Annotated in this window: 17 protein-coding genes; 6 read left to right on the forward strand and 11 right to left on the reverse strand. The window is 74.0% G+C overall.

Features of this window, described 5'->3' with window-relative positions; genetic code table 11:
• Positions 1-96 precede the first annotated feature (96 nt).
• Both G9H71_RS00490 and G9H71_RS00495 read left to right on the forward strand, forming a co-directional pair.
• A complete protein-coding gene (locus tag G9H71_RS00490; RefSeq protein ID WP_407939646.1) occupies positions 97-1,287 on the forward strand; it encodes a benzoate/H(+) symporter BenE family transporter in 1,191 nt (396 codons plus the stop codon).
• A gap of 226 nt (positions 1,288-1,513) precedes the next feature.
• A complete protein-coding gene (locus G9H71_RS00495) occupies positions 1,514-2,515 on the forward strand; it encodes a phosphotransferase (RefSeq protein ID WP_166276332.1) in 1,002 nt (333 codons plus the stop codon).
• A 7-nt stretch (positions 2,516-2,522) separates the two neighbouring features.
• Here G9H71_RS00495 and G9H71_RS00500 read toward each other — a convergent pair whose 3' ends face one another.
• Together G9H71_RS00500 and G9H71_RS00505 are read right to left on the reverse strand one after the other, a co-directional pair.
• A complete protein-coding gene (locus tag G9H71_RS00500; protein ID WP_166276335.1) occupies positions 2,523-3,020 on the reverse strand; it encodes a protein-tyrosine phosphatase family protein in 498 nt (165 codons plus the stop codon).
• Between the two features lie 86 nt (positions 3,021-3,106).
• Positions 3,107-5,077: an ABC transporter ATP-binding protein gene (locus G9H71_RS00505; protein WP_166276338.1), complete on the reverse strand. Its 1,971-nt coding sequence runs from the start codon at positions 5,075-5,077 to the stop codon at positions 3,107-3,109.
• 281 nt (positions 5,078-5,358) lie between these two features.
• Between G9H71_RS00505 and soxR the strand changes: the two genes are divergently transcribed.
• Positions 5,359-5,847 carry a redox-sensitive transcriptional activator SoxR gene (gene soxR, locus G9H71_RS00510; protein WP_331272633.1) on the forward strand — a complete coding sequence of 163 codons (489 nt, stop codon included), beginning with the start codon at positions 5,359-5,361 and terminating at the stop codon, positions 5,845-5,847.
• A 7-nt stretch (positions 5,848-5,854) separates the two neighbouring features.
• Here soxR and G9H71_RS00515 read toward each other — a convergent pair whose 3' ends face one another.
• The 4 genes from G9H71_RS00515 to G9H71_RS23010 are packed head-to-tail and all read right to left on the reverse strand — an operon-like array spanning position 5,855 to position 9,051.
• Positions 5,855-6,310 carry a GNAT family N-acetyltransferase gene (locus G9H71_RS00515; RefSeq protein WP_407939647.1) on the reverse strand — a complete coding sequence of 152 codons (456 nt, stop codon included), beginning with the start codon at positions 6,308-6,310 and terminating at the stop codon, positions 5,855-5,857.
• A complete protein-coding gene (locus G9H71_RS00520) occupies positions 6,307-7,236 on the reverse strand; it encodes an RluA family pseudouridine synthase (protein ID WP_166276344.1) in 930 nt (309 codons plus the stop codon). The genes G9H71_RS00515 and G9H71_RS00520 overlap by 4 nt, the downstream gene beginning before the upstream one ends.
• Positions 7,229-7,798 carry a signal peptidase II gene (gene lspA, locus G9H71_RS00525; protein ID WP_331272635.1) on the reverse strand — a complete coding sequence of 190 codons (570 nt, stop codon included), beginning with the start codon at positions 7,796-7,798 and terminating at the stop codon, positions 7,229-7,231. Before lspA ends, G9H71_RS00520 begins: the two co-directional genes overlap by 8 nt.
• 50 nt (positions 7,799-7,848) lie before the next feature.
• Positions 7,849-9,051 carry a DUF167 family protein gene (locus G9H71_RS23010; RefSeq protein WP_196791501.1) on the reverse strand — a complete coding sequence of 401 codons (1,203 nt, stop codon included), beginning with the start codon at positions 9,049-9,051 and terminating at the stop codon, positions 7,849-7,851.
• A gap of 334 nt (positions 9,052-9,385) precedes the next feature.
• Here G9H71_RS23010 and ileS point away from each other — a divergent pair, with 334 nt between their 5' ends.
• A complete protein-coding gene (gene ileS, locus G9H71_RS00540; RefSeq protein WP_166276347.1) occupies positions 9,386-12,550 on the forward strand; it encodes an isoleucine--tRNA ligase in 3,165 nt (1,054 codons plus the stop codon).
• A gap of 237 nt (positions 12,551-12,787) precedes the next feature.
• Here the strand turns inward: ileS and G9H71_RS00545 are convergent, their stop codons facing one another.
• From G9H71_RS00545 to ftsZ, 5 genes are all read right to left on the reverse strand, one after another.
• The gene (locus tag G9H71_RS00545; RefSeq protein ID WP_166276350.1) at positions 12,788-13,552 is read right to left on the reverse strand and encodes a DivIVA domain-containing protein; all 765 of its coding nucleotides are present in this window, start codon (positions 13,550-13,552) and stop codon (positions 12,788-12,790) included.
• 42 nt (positions 13,553-13,594) lie between these two features.
• Positions 13,595-13,888: a YggT family protein gene (locus G9H71_RS00550; RefSeq protein WP_166276353.1), complete on the reverse strand. Its 294-nt coding sequence runs from the start codon at positions 13,886-13,888 to the stop codon at positions 13,595-13,597.
• Between the two features lie 5 nt (positions 13,889-13,893).
• Positions 13,894-14,565 (reverse strand): cell division protein SepF, encoded by a 672-nt coding sequence (locus G9H71_RS24830; protein WP_166278783.1) that lies wholly within the window; start codon positions 14,563-14,565, stop codon positions 13,894-13,896.
• A gap of 217 nt (positions 14,566-14,782) precedes the next feature.
• Positions 14,783-15,511: a YggS family pyridoxal phosphate-dependent enzyme gene (locus G9H71_RS00560; protein WP_166276356.1), complete on the reverse strand. Its 729-nt coding sequence runs from the start codon at positions 15,509-15,511 to the stop codon at positions 14,783-14,785.
• Positions 15,512-15,524: 13 nt separating this feature from the next.
• Positions 15,525-16,763: a cell division protein FtsZ gene (gene ftsZ, locus G9H71_RS00565; protein WP_166276359.1), complete on the reverse strand. Its 1,239-nt coding sequence runs from the start codon at positions 16,761-16,763 to the stop codon at positions 15,525-15,527.
• Positions 16,764-17,002: 239 nt separating this feature from the next.
• On the opposite strand from ftsZ, the gene G9H71_RS00570 reads away from it, so the two are divergent.
• Positions 17,003-17,440 (forward strand): nitroreductase family deazaflavin-dependent oxidoreductase, encoded by a 438-nt coding sequence (locus G9H71_RS00570; protein WP_166276362.1) that lies wholly within the window; start codon positions 17,003-17,005, stop codon positions 17,438-17,440.
• Positions 17,441-17,552: 112 nt separating this feature from the next.
• Entirely contained in the window at positions 17,553-18,572 is a 1,020-nt protein-coding gene (locus G9H71_RS00575) for an LLM class flavin-dependent oxidoreductase (protein WP_166276365.1), read from the forward strand.
• The last annotated feature ends 67 nt before the right edge of the window (positions 18,573-18,639 follow it).

Here is an 18,639-nt window from a genome sequence, read left to right on the forward strand (position 1 = left end):
AGCAGGCACTCAGGGGGTCGCGACGGCAGGGCCGGCCGCGCCGGTCACCGAGGTCACACCGGCCATACCGTCCTTGCCGGGCTGATCGCCGCCGTCGTGGGGTTCACCAGCTCGTTCGCCGTCGTGCTGACCGGGCTGCGCGCCGTCGGCGCGAGCGAGGCGCAGGCCGCCTCCGGGCTCGCCGCGCTCTGCCTCGGCATGGGCCTGTCGGCGCTGCTGCTCAGCGTCCGGCTGCGGATGCCGATCAGCGTCGCCTGGTCCACCCCGGGGGCCGCGCTCCTCGCCTCGACCGGCGCCCCCTCGGGGGGCTTCCCGGCGGCGGTGGCGGCCTTCCTGGTCACCGGCGCCCTCCTCGTCCTCGCGGGGCTCTGGCGCCCGCTCGGGCGGGCGATCGCCGCGATCCCGCCCGCGCTGGCCAACGCCATGCTCGCCGGCGTCCTGCTCTCGCTGTGCCTGGCCCCGGCCCGGGCGGCGGTGGAGATCCCGCGCCTGGCGCTGCCGGTCGTCGCCGTGTGGCTGGCGCTCACCCGCTGGGCCCCGCGGTGGGCGGTGCCCGGGGCGCTCGCGGCGGCGGCCGTCGGCGTCGCCCTCGAGTCCGCGGGAGGGCTCGGCGACACGCTGTCCGGTACGCCGTTGCTCGCCACACCGGAGGCCGTCGCGCCGAGCTTCGACGTCGCGGCCGTCGTGGGCCTGGCGTTGCCGCTGTTCCTCGTGACGATGGCGTCGCAGAACATTCCGGGGATGGGCGTCCTCGCCTCCTACGGCTACCGGCCGCCGCTGCGCCCGCTGCTCGGGGTCACGGGGGCTGCAACCGTCGCGGCGGCGCCCTTCGGCGGCCACGCCGTCAACCTGGCGGCGCTCACGGCCGCTCTCGCCGCCGGCCCCGGCGCCGCTCCCGACCCGGAGCGGCGGTGGGTCGCGGGCGCGACGAGCGGTGCTGCGTACGTCGTGCTGGGCCTGCTGGGAGGGCTCGTCACGGCGCTGGCCGGCCTGGCCCCGCTGCTGCTCCTGCAGGCGGTCGCCGGCCTGGCCCTGCTCGGCGCGCTGGCCTCCGCGCTCAAGGCTGCGACGGACGACCCGGCGATGCGTGAGGCCGCGGTCGTCACCCTCGTGGTCACCGTGTCCGGGGCCCAGGTGGCCGGGGTCGGCTCGGCATTCTGGGGGCTCGCCGCCGGCTGGGTGGTGCTCGGCGTGGGCAGGCTGCCCGGGCTGCGCCCCGCCCGCCCGGCCCCCGTCGTGGCCGAGGCGCCGGATGGCCGGGACGACCGAGCGCGCGAGCACCCCTGAGGGGCCCTGAGCGGGCCCCTGGGGGCGGGCGGGACGCGGCGTTCACCCGAACGGCACTGCACCTTCGCCAAGTGCGCCCCCGAGCGGCCGGTGTGCCGTACATTCCCTCCACCGGCGAGGAACAGCGGCTGATTCAGCGGCCACGAGGAGCGACTCCAGCGAGAGCGCAGCAGCGCCCAGGCCCACCGGTGCTGGCACCTGTCGTTCCTCGTTCCCGGAGCACCGCATGCGCTCTCGCGTCCTTCCACGCACCCCTGACGCCGCCGACGACGACCCCGACGGGGCCGTCGTGCCCGTCCACCGCGCAACGGCGCCCTCCGTCGCAGGAACCGCGCGCGTCGTACCCGTCGCCTCCGCGCTCGTGCCTGCCCAGCGGGCTGCTCCTGAGCCGGCCTTCGGGCTCGAGCAGGTCCTGGCCGCAGCACGGGCAGCGGCCGCGCCGCTGGGCCTGTCCCCCGCTTCGGTCCGCGCCGCACGGGTGGTGCAGGTCGTGTCCACCGCGGTGCTCGAGGTGGACGGCCTGGCGGTGAAGGTCTACCCGGCCGGGAGCGATGCCGTGCGGCTCTCCGCGCAGGCCGCAGCCCTGGACGCGGCCGCGTCCCTGTGGGTACGCCCGGTCGCGCCGCCGGTCGTCACGCGGCACGGCGTGGTCGTCGGGTATCCCTGGGTGCCCGCCGGCGCGCCCGTGGGCTGGCCCGAGGTGGGGTCGCTGCTGCGGTCCTGGCACGCGGCGGCCGTGCCGACGGACGAGCTGCCGGCATGGACGCCGCTGCGCCGCCTGCCCGGCCAGGTCGCGGCCTACGCGGCGCTGCCGGCCGCGGACCCGGGCCTGGTCCGGGTGGCACTCGCGGCGCGCGAGCGGCTCCTGACGGAGGTGTCCGGCCTGTCGAGCGGACTGGGCGTCGGCGCGATCCACGGCGACGTGTCACCCTCGAACGTCTTGCGCCGCGACGGGCGGCCCGTGCTGATCGACAGCGACTTCGTCGCCGTCGGCCCCAAGGAGTACGACCTCGTCCCCGCCGCCCAGCGTCGGGAGCGCGGTGAGCTCGACGAGGCGGAGTACCTCGACTTCTGCGCCGCCTACGGCTACGACGTGCGCTCCTGGCCGGGCCTGGGCCTCGTCGAGGAGATCTGCGGGCTCGGCGCCGTCACCTTCCGGGTCTGGTGCGCGGCGCAGCGCGGCGAGGACGTCTCGTGGCTGGGGACAGCGCTCTCCCGCTACGTGTGAGCCCTTGTCAGCCCGCGACGAGCTCGGGCGCCGGCAGCTCTTCGACGTAGGCCGCGAACGTCGCGTTGTTGACGGCCCGCGTGCGGATGGAGCGGACGTGCGCGAGCGCGGTGCGGCCGTCGACCCCGAGCAGCTCCCGGACGGCGAGGGCCACGACGAGGCCGGAGCGGTTCTTGCCGAAGCCGCAGTGCACGAGGACCTGCCGCCCGGCACGGACCGCATCGACGGTGAGAGACACGAGCGCGTCGAGCTGCTCCGCGTCGGGCACCTGCGCGGCGTCGGTCAGCGGGTCCTTGACGTAGCGCAGGCCGGCCACCCGCTCGGCGGGGTGGACGTGGTCCGCGTCGTTGACGTCGACGATCACCTCTATCCCGGCGCGGGTGGCCCACGCCCAGTCCAGCGGCATGCCCGCCTGCCACAGCCCGGGCAGGATCAGCGTGGGCGGCTGCACCGGCGGCTGGGCCGGCGCGGAGGCGGGCTGGGCTGTCGTCGAGAGGGGCGTCACGTGCACTGATCTTCCCCACGCCGGTGGGCTGAAGCGAGCCGACCGGGTTGTCCCCGCCACATGGTCAGCAGGTGTTCGCCGGGCGTTCAGCCACCGCCTTGCACAGGCACGACCGCCTCCGTCCGCACCCCGCTCCCCCGCACTGCATGCTCGGACGCGAGGCCCGCAGGTTTGGTGCCCGAAGCCTCCGCCCGCTCCGGGGCGGCGAACTGCGTGCGGTAGAGCTCCTCGTAGCGGCCACCGGCGGCGAGCAGCTCCTCGTGCGTGCCGCGCTCCACCACACGCCCTGCCTCGACGACGAGGATGAGGTCGGCGGCGCGGACGGTCGAGAGCCGGTGCGCGATGACGATCGCCGTGCGGCCGGCGAGGGCCTCACCCAGCGCCTGCTGCACGGCGGCCTCGGAGGTCGAGTCCAGGTGAGCGGTCGCCTCGTCGAGGATGACCACGCGGGGGCGGGCGAGCAGGAGCCGGGCGATGGTGAGCCGCTGGCGCTCGCCGCCGGACAAGCGGTAGCCGCGCTCGCCGACGACCGTGTCGAGGCCGTCGGGGAGCGCTGCGACGAGGTCGGTCAGCCGCGCCCGCCGGAGCACTTCGTCCAGCTCGGCGTCCGTGGCCTCAGGGCGTGCGAGCACGAGGTTGGCCCGGATCGTGTCGTGGAAGAGGTGGCCGTCCTGGGTGACCATGCCGAGCGCGTCGCGGATCGAGGCGAAGGAGAGGTCGCGCACATCGACGCCGGACAGCCGGACCGCCCCGGCGTCGACGTCGTAGAGCCGCGGCAGCAGGCTGGCGATGGTGGACTTGCCGGCGCCGGAGGAGCCGACGAGCGCGACCATCTGGCCCGGCTCAGCGCGGAACGACACGCCGTGCAGCACCTCCACCCCGCCCCGGGTGTCGAGCTTTGCGACCTCCTCAAGCGAGGCGAGCGAGACCTTGTCCGCCGCCGGGTAGGCGAAGCGGACGTCCTCGAACTCGACGGACACCGGCCCGTCGGGCACCTGCAGCGGGTCCGGCCGCTCCCGGATGAGCGGCTCGAGGTCGAGGACCTCGAACACCCGCTCGAAGCTGACCAGCGCGGTCATGACCTCGACCCGCGCGCTCGCCAGCGCGGTCAGCGGGGCGTAGAGCCGGGTGAGCAGCAGGGCGAGCGTGACGACCGCGCCCGCGTCGAGGCTGCCGCGCAGGGCGTAGAACCCGCCGAGCCCGTAGACCAGGGCCAGCGCGAGGGCCGAGACGAGGGTCAGCGCGGTGACGAAGACCGTCTGGACCATGGCGGTGCGCACGCCGATGTCCCGCACCCGGGCGGCCCGGCCCGCGAACTCGGCCGACTCGTGGGCCGGGCGGCCGAAGAGCTTGACGAGCGTGGCGCCGGGCGCGGAGAAGCGCTCCGTCATCTGCGTGCCCATGGCAGCGTTGTGGTTCGCCGCCTCCCGCTCGAGCGAGGCCATCCGCGTGCCCATGCGACGGGCCGGCACGACGAAGACCGGCAGCAGCACCAGCGCGAGGAGCGTGACCTGCCAGGACAGGCTGAGCATGACGGCCAGCGTCAGGACGAGCGCCACGAGGTTGCCGACGACCCCGGAGAGGGTGTCGCTGAAGGCGCGTTGGGCGCCGATGACGTCGTTGTTGAGCCGGCTGACCAGCGCGCCGGTGCGCGTCCGGGTGAAGAAGGCGACCGGCATCTGCTGCACGTGGTCGAAGACCGTGCGGCGCAGGTCGAGGATCAGCCCCTCGCCGATGCGGGCGGACAGCCAGCGGTTGAGCAGGCCGAGCCCTGCCTCCACGATCGCGAGCCCGGCGATGATCAGGGCGAGCGTGACGACCGTCGACGTCTCGTCCCCGTCGACGATGGCGTCCACCACGCGCCCGGCAAGCACCGGAGTGGCCACCGCGAGCACGGCGAGCACGACGCTGAGCAGCAGGAACTGCACGAGCATCCGCCGGTGGGGGCGCGCGAACGCCAGGATCCGCCGCAGCGTGGCCCGCGAGAACGGGCGTCGCTCTTCCTCCGCGTTCATCGCGTGGTACATCGACATCCACGCGGTGACTTCCATGTCCATCAGGTGCGTCCTCGCTGTCGTCGGACGTTCGTCACGCTAGCCCCGGCCACTGACAGCCCGCCATGCGCGCGCTGCCAGAGGTAGACGGCGGAACGGCCTCGGACTCGTCGCTGCGCACCCCGAACAGCTGGAGCCCCATCAGCCAGGTGGCGCTGCCGGTGACCCATGCGGCCTCCCGCGGCGACCGCTCGGCCTGGTCGTCCTCTCCTCGTCCACTCACGGGTCGCGACGCTAGGACCTCAACTATGGTTGAGGTCAACCGACAGCGGCGGAGGCGGGCAGTGGCCGAGGACGGACGGACGGGCACCCTCGGCATCGGCGACGTGGCCCGCCGCAGCGGCGTCGCGGTGTCCACCCTGCACTTCTACGAGCGCAAGGGCCTGCTCAGCAGCACGCGCACCGGTGGCAACCAGCGACGCTACGAGCGGGACGTGCTGCGCCGGGTGTCGTTCATCCGGCTCGCACAGAAGGTGGGGATCTCGCTGCAGGAGATCGGGGAGGCCCTCTCGGCGCTGCCGGAGGGCCGCACGCCCACCGTCGCGGACTGGGCGCGGCTGTCCCGCCAGTGGCACGACGACCTGCAGGAGCGGATCGACGGGCTGACCCACCTGCGCGACGACCTGCTCGGGTGCATCGGCTGCGGATGCCTCTCGCTGCGCAGCTGCGCCCTGCTCAACCCGGGCGACGAGCTCGGCCGGCACGGGCCCGGCGCCCGGCGCTGGGTCGAGGACGAGCCGGGGGCACGCCGGCCGGCCGCGGACGAGCGCTGACGCTCCGTCAGGGGCCGAGCTCCTTGGCCATGTCCCGGTGCGGGATGCCGGCGTCGTCGTAGACCGGGCCGTACGCGGTGTAGCCCAGCCGCTCGTAGAACCCCATTGCCTGCAGCTGCGCGGACAGGACGACCCGCCGGAGCCCCAGGGCCCGCGACTCCGTCTCGACCGCGTCGACCAGCACGCGCCCGACGCCGCCGGTGCGCGCCGACGCCCTGACGGCGAGGCGCCCCAGGTGCGCCTCGCCCGGCGGGTCCTCGTACATCCGCACCGTGCCCACGACCTCGCCGTCGCGTACGGCGAGGAAGTGCACCGACGTGTCGTCCCGGTCGTCGCGCTCGAGCTCGATCGGGACCTGCTGCTCGTCGACGAAGACCTCGACGCGCACGGCGAAGGCCCGGTCGAAGCCCTCCGGCGAGGTGACCCGCTCGATCTGCACAGCGGCCGGTGTCACCGACGTCACCCCTCCTCCCGCAGGATCTCCAGCGCCTGCGCCAGGTCGGGCGGAGGCGGCGAGGTGAAGGTGACGCGCTCGCCCGTCGACGGGTGGTCGAACGCCAGGGTCTGGGCGTGGAGCCACTGCCGCGTGAGCCCCAGCCGCTGGGCGAGCACGGGGTCGGCGCCGTAGGTCAGGTCGCCCACGCAGGGATGGCGCAGCGCGGACATGTGGACGCGGATCTGGTGCGTCCGCCCGGTCTCGAGGTGGATGTCGAGCAGCGTCGCGGCCCGGAAGGCCTCCACCGTCTCGTAGTGCGTCACGCTCTCCCGGCCGCCGGCGACCACCGCCCACTTCCAGTCGGAGGAGGGGTGGCGGTCGATCGGGGCGTCGACGGTGCCCCGCGACGGGTCCGGATGGCCCTGCACCAGCGCGCCGTAGACCTTGTCCACCGTGCGCTCCTTGAACGCCAGCTTGAGCAGCGTGTAGGCGCGCTCGGACTTGGCCACGACCATGAGGCCGGTGGTGCCGACGTCGAGCCGGTGCACGACGCCCTGGCGCTCCGCGGCGCCCGAGGTCGAGATGCGGAAGCCCGCGGCCGCGAGCCCGCCGATCACCGTCGTGCCGTTCCAGCCCGGGCTCGGGTGGGCCGCGACCCCCACCGGCTTGTCCACCACGACGATGTCGTCGTCGTCGTAGACGATTCCCATGCCCTCGACGTGCTCGGGCACCAGCTCGACGGGCGCAGGCGGGGGCGGCAGCTCGACCTCGAGCTCGGACCCGGTCACGAGCCGCTGGGACTTGTACGCGGGGGTGCCGTCGACGCGGACCAGCCCCTCCGCGACGAGCTCGGCCGCACGGGTACGCGAGAGTCCGAAGAGCCGGGCGAGCGCGGCGTCCAGCCGCTCGCCCTCGAGCCCCTCCGGGACCGGCAGCGAGCGGATGTCAGGCATCACGCCGCTCCCGGAGCTCGGCGGCCGAGACGTCCTGCTGCTCCTCGCGCCCGGGATCGGCGAGGGCCTCCGCGTCGTCGCCGTGCGCGTCGTCGCCGTGCGCGGGCCCGGTCGGCTGCACGCCGCGCAGCGACAGCAGCACCAGCAGCGCCGCCGCGCAGCAGATCGCCATGTCGGCAACGTTGAACACGGGCCAGTTCGGCAGCTCGAGGAAGTCCACGACGTGGCCGCGGAAGAGGCCCGGCGCGCGCAGCACCCGGTCAGTCAGGTTGCCGAGGGCGCCGCCGAGCAGCAGGCCGAGCGCGACAGCCCACGCGGTGCTGTGCAGGGTGCGGGCCATGCGGATGATCACGACCGCCACGACCGCGGCGACCACCGTGAACAGGACCGTGGCGCCCCCGGCGATCCCGAAGGCCGCTCCGGGGTTGAGCACGAGCCGCAGCTGCAGGACGCCGTCGAGCACCTCGACGGGCTCTTTGCCCTCCAGCGCGGACTTGGCGACGACCTTGGTCACCTGGTCGACGGCGTAGACGACGAGCGCGACGAGGCCGAGCGCGAGCACGGCGGGACGACGACCGCGCCCGCGAGCGGGCGACGGGGGGCTCTGGTGGCTCAGCGACGCTCCTCGCGCTGCTTGCACGACACGCACAGCGTCGCGCGGGGGAAGGCCTGCAGCCGGGCCTTCCCGATCGGCTGGCCACAACTCTCGCACGTGCCGTAGCTGCCGTCGTCGATGCGGGCCAGCGCGCGCTCTACCTGGAGCAGCATCCCGCGCGAGTTGTTGGCCAGCGAGAGCTCGTGCTCCCGCTCGAAGGTCTTGTTGCCGGCGTCGGCCTGGTCGTCGCCCGCCCCGTCGCCGGAGTCGCGCAGCAGGTCGGCGATCTCGGTCTCGGTCTCGGCGACCTCGCGGCGCAGCCGCTCGGCCTCGGCCTGCAGCTCCTGGCAGACCTCGCGCAGCTCGTCCGGGGTCCAGGGGTCCTCGCCGGCGCGGACGGGCAGCGAGGCGGCGGTGTCGGCGAGCGGAGCCGCCCGATCGTCTCCGGGTGCCGCTTGCTCGGGGATCGACGTCGCCACGGGTGCCTCCGGGTCGGGTGCGGTGGCCACGCCGGCCGGGGCGGCCGCGGGCTCGGGAGTCTCGACGACGGAGGCCCTGGCGGACGCCCGCTTGCCCGCGGGCTTGGCGGCCGGCTCGGCCGCGCTGTCGGCCTTGGCCTTGCGGGTCACCGTGGGCGCTGCGGGCGCCGCCGCGGCAGCCGTCTTGGCGGCGCGCTTGCGGGGGGCCGGGGGGCCGTCTCCCGAGGCCGCCGGTGCGGTCTCGGCGGTCTGAGAAGCCCGGCTGCTCGTGCCGCGGGTCGTGGCCATCGTCGGATCCCCCTCCCCAGCGCTCGGACAGTCTGCCGAGGATATGCACCCCCGGGTCGTGCGGACAACGACGAAGCCGCGCCGGAAGTGCCCGGGCGCGCACGTGGGCCCGCCGGAGGTGCTCCGGCGCGGGGCCGGCTCATCCCGGGCCGGGCGCTCCCGCGAGCAGCCGGGACACCCGTTCGGCCAGGTCGGCGCGGCCTCCCCGTCGATCTCCACGACCTTGTCGCGGCTGGTCGCGCCGGCCACGAGGCGCACGTGGCGCCGCCGGGCGCCGAGCGCGTCGGCCAGCGCCCGCAGGGCCGCCTCGGTGGCCCGCCCGTCGACCGCGGGGGCGGTCACCGCGACCACGAGCGCCTCCCCGCGTACGCCTCCGACGGCCGTGCGGGACGCACCCGGCCGGACCCGCAGGGCGACGCGCACCGGCGCCGCGCCACTGCTCCCCGCGCTCATCGCCGCCTCCCCTCGCCCCTCGTTCCCGGCGCTACGCTAGGACCGGCGTTCGAGAAGGTGACGACGGGGACGAGTAGCCCCGCACGCAGCCAGGAGCGACCCGGGGACGGTGCGAGCCCGGGGGCGTGCGCGGCGGTGAAGATCACCCCCGAGCCGCCGGAACAAGCCGCCGGAGCGTTCCGCGCGACGGTGGCGTAGACCCGGCCGGCGCCGTGCAGAGAGGGACGCTCCCGTGGAGCGGCCAAGGAGGGTGGTACCGCGGGGCCCGGCCAGACCGGCAGCCTCGTCCCTCCGTCGAGCGAGACGACGCAGACGACGGAGGAGCACGCACCCCGTGAGCCCTGACACCCGCACCTACAACCCGCTGCCGCCGCAGGTCGACCTGCCGGCGCTCGACCGCGACGTGCTGGACGTGTGGCGGTCGGAGAAGACCTTCGCCCGCAGCCTGGAGCAGTCCGAGGGGCAGCCGTCGTGGGTGTTCTACGAGGGCCCGCCGACCGCCAACGGCATGCCGGGCACCCACCACGTCGAGGCTCGCGTCTTCAAGGACGTCTTCCCGCGGTTCCGCACCATGAGCGGCTTCAGCGTGCCGCGCAAGGCGGGCTGGGACTGCCACGGCCTGCCGGTCGAGCTGGCGGTCGAGAAGGAGCTCGGCTTCTCCGGCAAGAAGGACATCGAGTCCTACGGCGTGGCCGAGTTCAACCAGCGCTGCCGCGCCAGCGTCGAGCGGCACGTCGACGCGTTCGAGGCCATGACCGAGCGGATGGGCTACTGGGTCGACATGTCCCAGGCCTACCGCACGATGGACCCGGAGTACGTCGACTCGGTCTGGTGGGCGCTGCAGCGCATCGCCGAGAAGGGCCTGCTGGTCGAGGACTACCGCATCGCGCCCTACTGCCCCCGGGACCAGACGACGCTCTCGGACCACGAGCTCGGCCAGCCCGGTGGCTACGAGGACATCGTCGACCCGTCGGTGTTCGTGCGCTTCCCGCTCACGTCCGGCCCCGAGGCCGGCCGGGCGGCACTGCTGGTCTGGACGACCACGCCGTGGACGCTCGTGTCCAACACCGCGGTCGCCGCGCATCCCGAGGTCGAATACGTCGTCGCCACCGACGGCGCGGAGCGGCTGATCGTCGCCCGGCCGCTGCTCGAGCAGGCCCTCGGCGAGGGCTGGACGGTCGACGCGACGTACACGGGGGCGCAGATGGAGCGCTGGCGCTACCAGCGCCCGCTCGACCTGCTCGCGTGGCCCGAAGGGGCCGACGGCCACTTCGTCGTGCTGGGCGACTACGTGACGACCGAGAACGGGACCGGCCTTGTCCACCAGGCGCCGGCGTACGGCGCGGACGACATGGCCGTGTGCCGCCGCTACGGCATGCCCGTCGTCACGCCCATCCGGCGCGACGGCACCTTCGACGCCGACCTGCCCGTCGTCGGCGGCAAGCTCTTCAAGACGGCCGACCCGGACCTGATCGTCGAGCTCGAGAAGCGCGGCGTGCTGTTCAAGCACGTGCCGTACGAGCACGCCTACCCGCACTGCTGGCGCTGCCACAGCGCGCTGATCTACATGGCGATGCCGTCGTGGTACATCCGCACGACCGAGCGCAAGGACCAGCTCATCGCGGAGAACGAGAAGACGCGCTGGTTCCCGGACGCGGTCAAGTGGGGCCGCTACGGCGACTGGCTCAAGAACAACGTCGACTGGGCGCTGTCCCGAAGCCGGTATTGGGGAACCCCATTGCCGGCATGGCGCTGCACTGAAGCGCACATCACCGTTGTCGGGTCGCGCAAGGAGCTCGGCGAGCTCGCCGGGCGCGACCTGTCAGGCCTCGACCCGCACCGGCCGTTCGTCGACGAGATCACGCTCGCGTGCCCGACGTGCGGCGCCGAGGCGACGCGCGTGCCCGAGGTGATCGACGGCTGGTTCGACTCCGGCGCGATGCCGTTCGCGCAGTGGGGATACCCGCACGTGGCCGGCAGCGTCGAGCAGTTCGAGCGGGCCTACCCGGCGCAGTTCATCGCCGAGGCGCAGGACCAGACGCGCGGCTGGTTCTACACGCTCATGGCCGTCAACACGCTCGTGTTCGACCGCTCGTCCTACGAGAACGTCCTCTGCCTCGGCCTGATCCTCGCCGAGGACGGCCGCAAGATGAGCAAGCACCTGGGCAACGTGCTCGCCCCGGTGCCGCTCATGGACGAGCACGGCGCCGACGCGCTGCGCTGGTTCATGTTCGCCGGCGGCTCGCCCTGGGGCGCGCGCCGCGTGGGCCACACCGGCCTGCAGGAGGTCGTGCGCAAGGTCCTGCTGACCTACTGGAACACCGCGTCGTTCCTCTCGCTCTACGGCCGGACCGCGGGCTATGACCCGGCGGCCACGCCCGCTCCCCCGCTGGCCGAGCGCTCCGTGCTGGACCGCTGGGCGCTCTCCGAGGCGCACCGCGTGGCGCTGGCCGTGACCGAGGCCATGGAGGAGTTCGACGCCCAGCGCGTCGGCACCCTGCTCTCGCGCTACATCGACGACCTGTCCAACTGGTACGTCCGCCGGTCGCGCCGCCGCTTCTGGGACGGCGACCCTGCGGCGCTGGCGACGCTGCACGAGTGCCTCTACGTGCTGACGCTGCTGCTCGCGCCCGTCGTGCCGTTCGTCACCGAGCGGGTCTGGCGCGACCTGTTCGCGGCGACCTCCTCCGAGCTGCCGTCCTCGGTCCACCTCGCGGCCTGGCCGACGGTCGACGGGGCGCTCGTCGACGACACCCTCGCCGAGCAGATGACGCTCGTCCGGCGGGTCGTCGAGCTGGGCCGCTCGGCGCGCACCGAGCACAAGGTCCGCACCCGGCAGCCGCTGGCAGAGGTCGCCGTGCTGTCCAAGGACTGGGCGGCGCTTCCGGAGGAGCTGCGGGCGATCGCCCGCGAGGAGCTCAACGTCGAGCGCGAGGGCGTCCTCGCCGAGGACGCCGCGCTGGTCACGCGCACCGCCAAGCCCAACTTCCGCGCGCTGGGCAAGCGCTTCGCCAAGCGCACCCCGCTGGTGGCCGCGGCCGTCACGGCCGCGGACGTGAGCGCGCTGCTCGCGGAGTCGGCGGTGCAGGTCGAGGGCGAGCGGGTCGCGCTGGAGCCCGACGAGTTCACGGTGACCGAGACGCCGAAGCAGGGCTGGGCCGTCGCGAGCGAGCCGGGCCTGACCGTCGCGCTCGACCTGGAGCTGACGCCGGAGCTCGTCCGGGCCGGCCTCGCCCGGGAGGCGGTCCGGCTCGTGCAGGACGCCCGCAAGGCCAGCGGCTTCGAGGTCAGTGACCGGATCGCGCTGTGGTGGCAGGCCGAGGGCGAGCTCGCCGTGGCGCTTCAGGAGCACGGCGGGGCCGTGTCGGCGGAGGTGCTGGCGACGGAGTACGCCGCCGGCGAGCCGGAGCAGCACGGCGACGCGAGCGGGGATGGCGCCGAAGCCCACCGATTCAGTGACGAGGCGCTCGGGCTGACCTTCTGGGTCGCCAAGCGCTGACGCCCGGGAAGGGAGCGAGCCGGGGCCGCCGCGGGTGGCACCCGCTCGCTCCCGCCGGCGGCAGGGCGTGGCTCCCGCTGGCGGCAGGGCGCGGCTCCCGCTGGCGGGACCGCGTAGCTCCCGCTGGCGGGGGCGAGCGCAGACGGGAACGGCGGGCCGGCCCCGAGGGGCCGCCCGCCGTCGTCGTCCGTGCCGGCGCCGCGCGCCGGGTCTGGCTAGCTCTTGGCTAGCTCTTGGCTAGCTCTTGTCCATGCTGAACCCGCTGTCGTCCGCGCGGTGGCCACCGCCGCCGACGGGAGCGAACCCGCGGCCCTCGCCGCTGTCGCTGCCCCCACGGGAGTCGAGCTCCTGCAGCTGGCCGCTGATGAACGACTTGAGCCGCGCGCGGTAGTCACGCTCGAAGGAGCGCAGGTCGTCGACCTTGCGCTCGAGCACCGAGCGCTCGGTCTCGAGCGTGCCGAGCACCTGGCGCTGGCGCTCCTCCGCCTCGCGGATCAGCGCCTCGGCCCGGGTGCGGGCCTCGCTGACGATGCGGTCGGCCTGGGTCCGCGCCTCGGCGACGTGCTCGTCCGCGGTGCGCTGCGCCAGCGCGAGGATGCCGGCGGCCTGCTCCGGCGCAGCCGGGGCGGGCGCGGGCGGCGCGGGGGCGGGCTCGGGCTGGGCGGGCACAGGGGCCGGCGCGACGGCGTGCTGGCCGGTGGGGACGGCGACCGGGTGCGGCCCGGTCGGCACGGCCACGGGGTGAGGGCCGGTCGGCACCACCACGGGGTGCGCCCCGGTGGTGGGAGCTCCCTCGCCGCGGGCGAGCCGGGCCTGGGCCTCGGAGAGCGCGCGCTGGCACTGCGAGAGCTTGCCGCGCAGCTCGTCGTTCTCGCGGGTCAGCCGCGTGAGCTCGGCCTCGACCTCGTCGAGGAAGTCATCGACCTCGGCCTCGTCGTAGCCACGTCCGAGGCGCGTGCTCGTGAACTGCTTGTTGGCGACGTCCTCGGGACTGAGAGGCATGTGGTGCTCCTCGACGGGTCGGTGGGTGGTCAGGAAGGAACATCAGACGATGAACACAGCCCGGACCACACTAGCCAAGACCTGTACGAACACGATCAGCACGAGGAACGACAGGTCGAGCGAGACGTTACCCAAGCGCAGGGGCGGGATCACCTGCCGGAGGGCACGCAGTGGCGGGTCGGTGACGGAGTAGATGGCTTCGGCCACCACGAGCACGACTCCGCGCGGCCGCCAGGAGCGGGCGAAGAGCTGGACGTAGTCGAGGACGAGCCGGGCGATCAGGATGAATGTGTAGATCGTCAGCAGGACGTAGACGATCTCCCCGAAGGTACGCACAGGCCCTAACTCTGGTTGAAGAAGCCGTTCTCGGCCATCCGGGCCCGCTCCTCGGCGCTGACCGAGACGTTGGCGGGCGAAAGCAGGAACACCTTGTTCGTCACACGCTCGATGGTGCCACGGAGGCCGAAGATGAGCCCCGCCGCGAAGTCGACGAGCCGCTTGGCGTCGGCGTCGTCCATGTCCGTGAGGTTCATGATCACGGGGACACCGCCGCGGAAGCTCTCACCGATCTGCTTCGCGTCGTTGTAGGAGCGCGGGTGGATCGTGGTGATGCGGTCCAGCGCCACGGGCTGCGGAGCGGGCGCCGGCGCGGTGCGCGCCACCGTCGCGAGCGAGCCCTCGGTGCCGTGGGACAGCGAGCCGTGCGAGAGCGAGCCGTGCGCATGCGCGCCACGCCCCGCCGGCTCGCGCAGGCGTACGTCCCGGGCGGGCATCTCGGAGACGCCGCCCTCGGAGTGCAGGCCCTCGCTGTGCAGCGAGCGGGCCGCCCGCGGCCGGGGTGCCGGCTCGTAGGACTCGGCGCGCTTGTGCTCGGGCTCGGCGTCGTAGTCCGCACCGTAGGCGGCGTCGTAGCCGCGCTCGTCGCCGTCGTAGTCGTCGTAGCGGTCGTAGCGATCCGCCTCGTCCTCGACGAGGCCGAGGTAGACCGCCATCCTGCGCATCCCGCCGGCCATGTTCGCGCTGCCTCCGGTCACTTCGCACTAGTTCGAGCACAGTTGCGGCACCTGGCCTCCCGGGCGGGAGGCCTGTCTGCCTCGGTCCAGCGAGAGCCGGTCCTGCTGGGCCGGGCTCGCTGGAGCCGGTCCTGCAGAGTCGGTCCCGCCGGTTGAGCGGTCCTGCTGCTGCCCGCCGCCACGAGGCGCGGCGGGATCGTGCTGCTGGAGTCGGACGTTACCGGAGCGGGGGCCTCATCCCGAGGATCGCGCTCCCGACGCGCAGGTGTGTCGCGCCGGCGTGCACGGCGGCCTCCAGGTCGCCGCTCATCCCCGCGCTGATCCAGCTCGCGTCGGGGTGACCCTTGCGGAGCCGGTCACTCACCGTTGCCAGTTGGGCGAAGGCCGCGGCCGCGTCCCCGCCCCGGGGGGCGACGGCCATCACTCCGCGCAACCGGAGGCTCCCGCTGCCGGCCACTGCGTCCGCGATCTCGTCGACCTGGCTCGGGAACGCTCCCCCGCGGGGGCCCAGGGCTCCGGCGAGAGCGTCGGGGGCCGATGCGAGGGGTGGGTCGAGGCTCACCTGCACCAGGCAGTCGAGCCGGCGGCCGCCCTGCTCGGCCCCCCGCCGCAGAGCCGTCACGAGCCGCAGCCGGTCGACGGAGTGGACGACGTCGGCCCACCGCGCCACGGCTGCCGCCTTGTTGGTCTGCAGCTGGCCGATGTAGTGCCAGCGCAGCCCGAGCCCGGCGCACTCGGCGGCCTTGGGGCCCGCCTCCTGCTCGCGGTTCTCGGCCACGTCGGCCACCCCGAGCTCGGCCAGCAGCCGGACGTCGGAGGCGGGATGGGTCTTCGTCACGGCGATCACCGTCACCTCGGCCCGGTCGCGGCCCGCCTCCCGGCAGGCCGCGACCACCCGTTCCTCGACCGCGGCGAGGCGCTCGCCGAGCTCGTCGCGGCGGCTCACTCCGGTCCTCGGACTACTTGAGGAAGTCGGGCACGTCGAGGTCGTCGTTGGCGTCGTCGAACACGATCGTGCGCGGGCGCGCGACCGGCCGGGCACCGACGGGCTCGGGGCGCTGGGCCGGAGCCGGCACCGGCCGCGCCACGGGCGCCGGCTCGGGGGCGCGTACCGGACGAGCCGCCGCGTCGCCACCCTGGCCCGCACCCAGCCCGGGCGGGAGCGGGACGGCAGCGGGAGGAGCGGCGACCGTGCCCGGGGCCCGGCGGGCCTGCTGCTGCTCCTGCTGGCCCTGCCCGCGCCGTCGCGGCTGGCCGCCGTCGAAGCCGGCCGCGATGACCGTGACCCGCACCTCGTCGCCCAGCGCGTCGTCGATGACCGCACCGAAGATGATGTTGGCCTCACCGTGCGCGGCCTCGGCGACCAGCTGCGCCGCCTCGTTGATCTCGAAGAGGCCCAGGTCCGAGCCGCCGGCGATCGAGAGGAGCACGCCGTGCGCGCCCTCGACGGAGGCCTCGAGCAGCGGCGAGGCGATCGCCTGCTGCGCGGCGACGACCGCGCGGTCCTCACCACGGGCCGAGCCGATGCCCATGAGGGCCGAGCCGGCCCCGGACATCACGCTCTTGACGTCGGCGAAGTCGAGGTTGATCAGGCCGGGCGTCGTGATGAGGTCGGTGATGCCGGACACGCCCTGCAGCAGGACCTGGTCGGCCTGCTTGAACGCGTCGAGCATGGAGATCTGCCGGTCGGAGATCGAGAGCAGCCGGTCGTTCGGGATGACGATCAGCGTGTCGACCTCGTTGCGCAGCTCCTCGATGCCGCTCTCCGCGCTGGTCGCCCGGCGGCGGCCCTCGAAGGTGAACGGCCGCGTCACGACGCCGATGGTGAGCGCGCCGAGCGAGCGGGCGATGCGCGCGACGACGGGGGCGCCACCGGTGCCGGTGCCGCCGCCCTCGCCGGCGGTGACGAAGACCATGTCGGCGCCCTTGAGCACCTCTTCGATCTCTTCCTTGTGGTCCTCGGCCGCCTTGCGGCCGACCTGGGGCTCGGCCCCGGCCCCGAGGCCACGCGTGAGCTCGCGGCCCACGTCGAGCTTGACGTCGGCGTCGCTCATCAGCAGCGCCTGCGCGTCCGTGTTGATGGCGATGAACTCAACGCCCTTGAGGCCGACCTCGATCATCCGGTTGACGGCATTGACGCCGCCGCCGCCGATGCCGACGACCTTGATGACCGCCAGGTAGTTCTGCGGTGCTGCCACGTCGGTTGCCCTTCGGGTCTGGGCCGTGCGGCCCGTCCGGTACTTGAGGTCGAGGACGGGGCCGCGGCCCGGGAGCTCCCGGACCCTCAACCCTCACCCTCAAGTGGAGCTTCATAGTTATGTCAACCGCTCCATGGCCGGAAAAGCTAGCCGCGAGAGGAGGAGAAACCGGGGAGGCGCGCGGCGTGTCGCGCAACCTGCCCCGATCCCCCTCGCTCGCAGGCGCCAGACTGGGCGGCATGCCTCTGGACGGAACGTACGAGCCGAGCCCCGAGGCCTGGGTCCGCGACCAGGTCGAGCTGTACGAGCGCACCGGCGGTGCGGAGGGGAACACCTTGCGCGGCGTGCCGGTCGTGGTCATCACCTCGCGCGGCGCCAGGTCCGGCAAGCTGCGCAAGAACCCGGTGATGCGCGTCGAGCACGAGGGCCGCTACGCCGCCGTGGCTTCGAAGGGCGGCAGCCCAGAGCACCCGACCTGGTACCACAACATCGTCAGCGAGCCCCTGGTCGAGCTGCAGGACGGGCCAACTCCGCGTGACATGCGCGCTCGCGTGCTCGAGGGCGCAGAGCGGGCGCAGTGGTGGGAGCGCGCGGTCGCGGTCTGGCCGGACTACGCCGACTACCAGAAGAAGACCGACCGGCAGATCCCGGTCTTCCTGCTCGAGCCGGTCGAGTGAGCCAGCCCGCGCCGCCGGCCCCGCCACGGCCCGACGGGGCACGCGGAATGGCGACAGCCTGACATCCTGTTGGGTAGTTGCAGACACAACGACCGACGGCAGAAGGTGCGACATGGAACTGGGCATCACGACGTTCGCCGAGACGTACGCCGACCCGGCCACCGGGCGCACGGTGAGCCACCGCGAGCGGCTCGCGGAGGTGCTCGAGGAGATCGAGCTCGCCGAGCAGGTGGGCCTGCAGGTGTACGGCGTCGGCGAGCACCACCGAGCCGACTTCGCCGCGTCGGCGCCGGGGATGGTGCTCGCTGCGGCTGCGGCGCGTACCCGCACGATCCGGCTGACCAGCGCCGTGACCGTGCTCAGCTCCGCGGACCCGGTGCGGGTCTTCCAGGAGTTCGCGACCCTGGACCTGCTGTCGAACGGGCGCGCCGAGCTCATGGCCGGCCGCGGGTCCTTCATCGAGTCCTTCCCGCTGTTCGGGTACAGCCTGTCCGACTACGACGAGCTCTTCGCCGAGAAGCTCGAGCTGCTGCTCGCCGTGCGCGACCACGAGCGGGTCACGTGGTCGGGGCGGTTCCGGCCCGCCCTCGAGGACCAGCCGGTCCTCCCCCGGCCGGTGCAGCAGCCGCTTCCGGTCTGGGTCGCGGTCGGCGGCACCCCGGAGTCGGTGATCCGGGCCGGCCTGCTCGGCCTGCCCATGGCCCTGGCCATCATCGGCGGCCAGCCGGCGCGCTTCGCCCCGCTGGCGGACCTGCACCGGCGCGCGATCGCGCAGGGCGGGCACTCCCCCGCCCCGGTCGCCGTGCACGCCCACGGCTACCTCGCGGCGACGAGCCAGCAGGCCGAGCAGGACTACTACCCGTCGTACGCCGCGGCGATGAGCAAGCTCGGGCGCGAGCGCGGCTGGGGCGCCATGACGCCGGAGCAGTTCCGCGGCCTCGCGGCGCCGGACGGGTCGCTCGTCATCGGGAGCCCGGCGCAGGTGGCCGAGAAGATCCTGGCGATGCGCGAGTCGCTGGGGATCGAGCGGTTCATGCTGCACGTCAGCGTGGGGACGCTGCCGCACAAGGACGTCCTGCGGGCGATCGAGCTCCTGGGCACCGAGGTGGCCCCGCTGGTCGCCGCCGGCTGACGGGGCGCTGGTGTGCCTGCTCGGCCAGCAGGCGTACTCCGCACGGTCATCGCGGCCGAGCTGGGCA

This window comes from Motilibacter deserti (assembly GCF_011250635.1).
GTDB classification, from domain to species: Bacteria; Actinomycetota; Actinomycetes; order Motilibacterales; family Motilibacteraceae; genus Motilibacter_A; species Motilibacter_A deserti.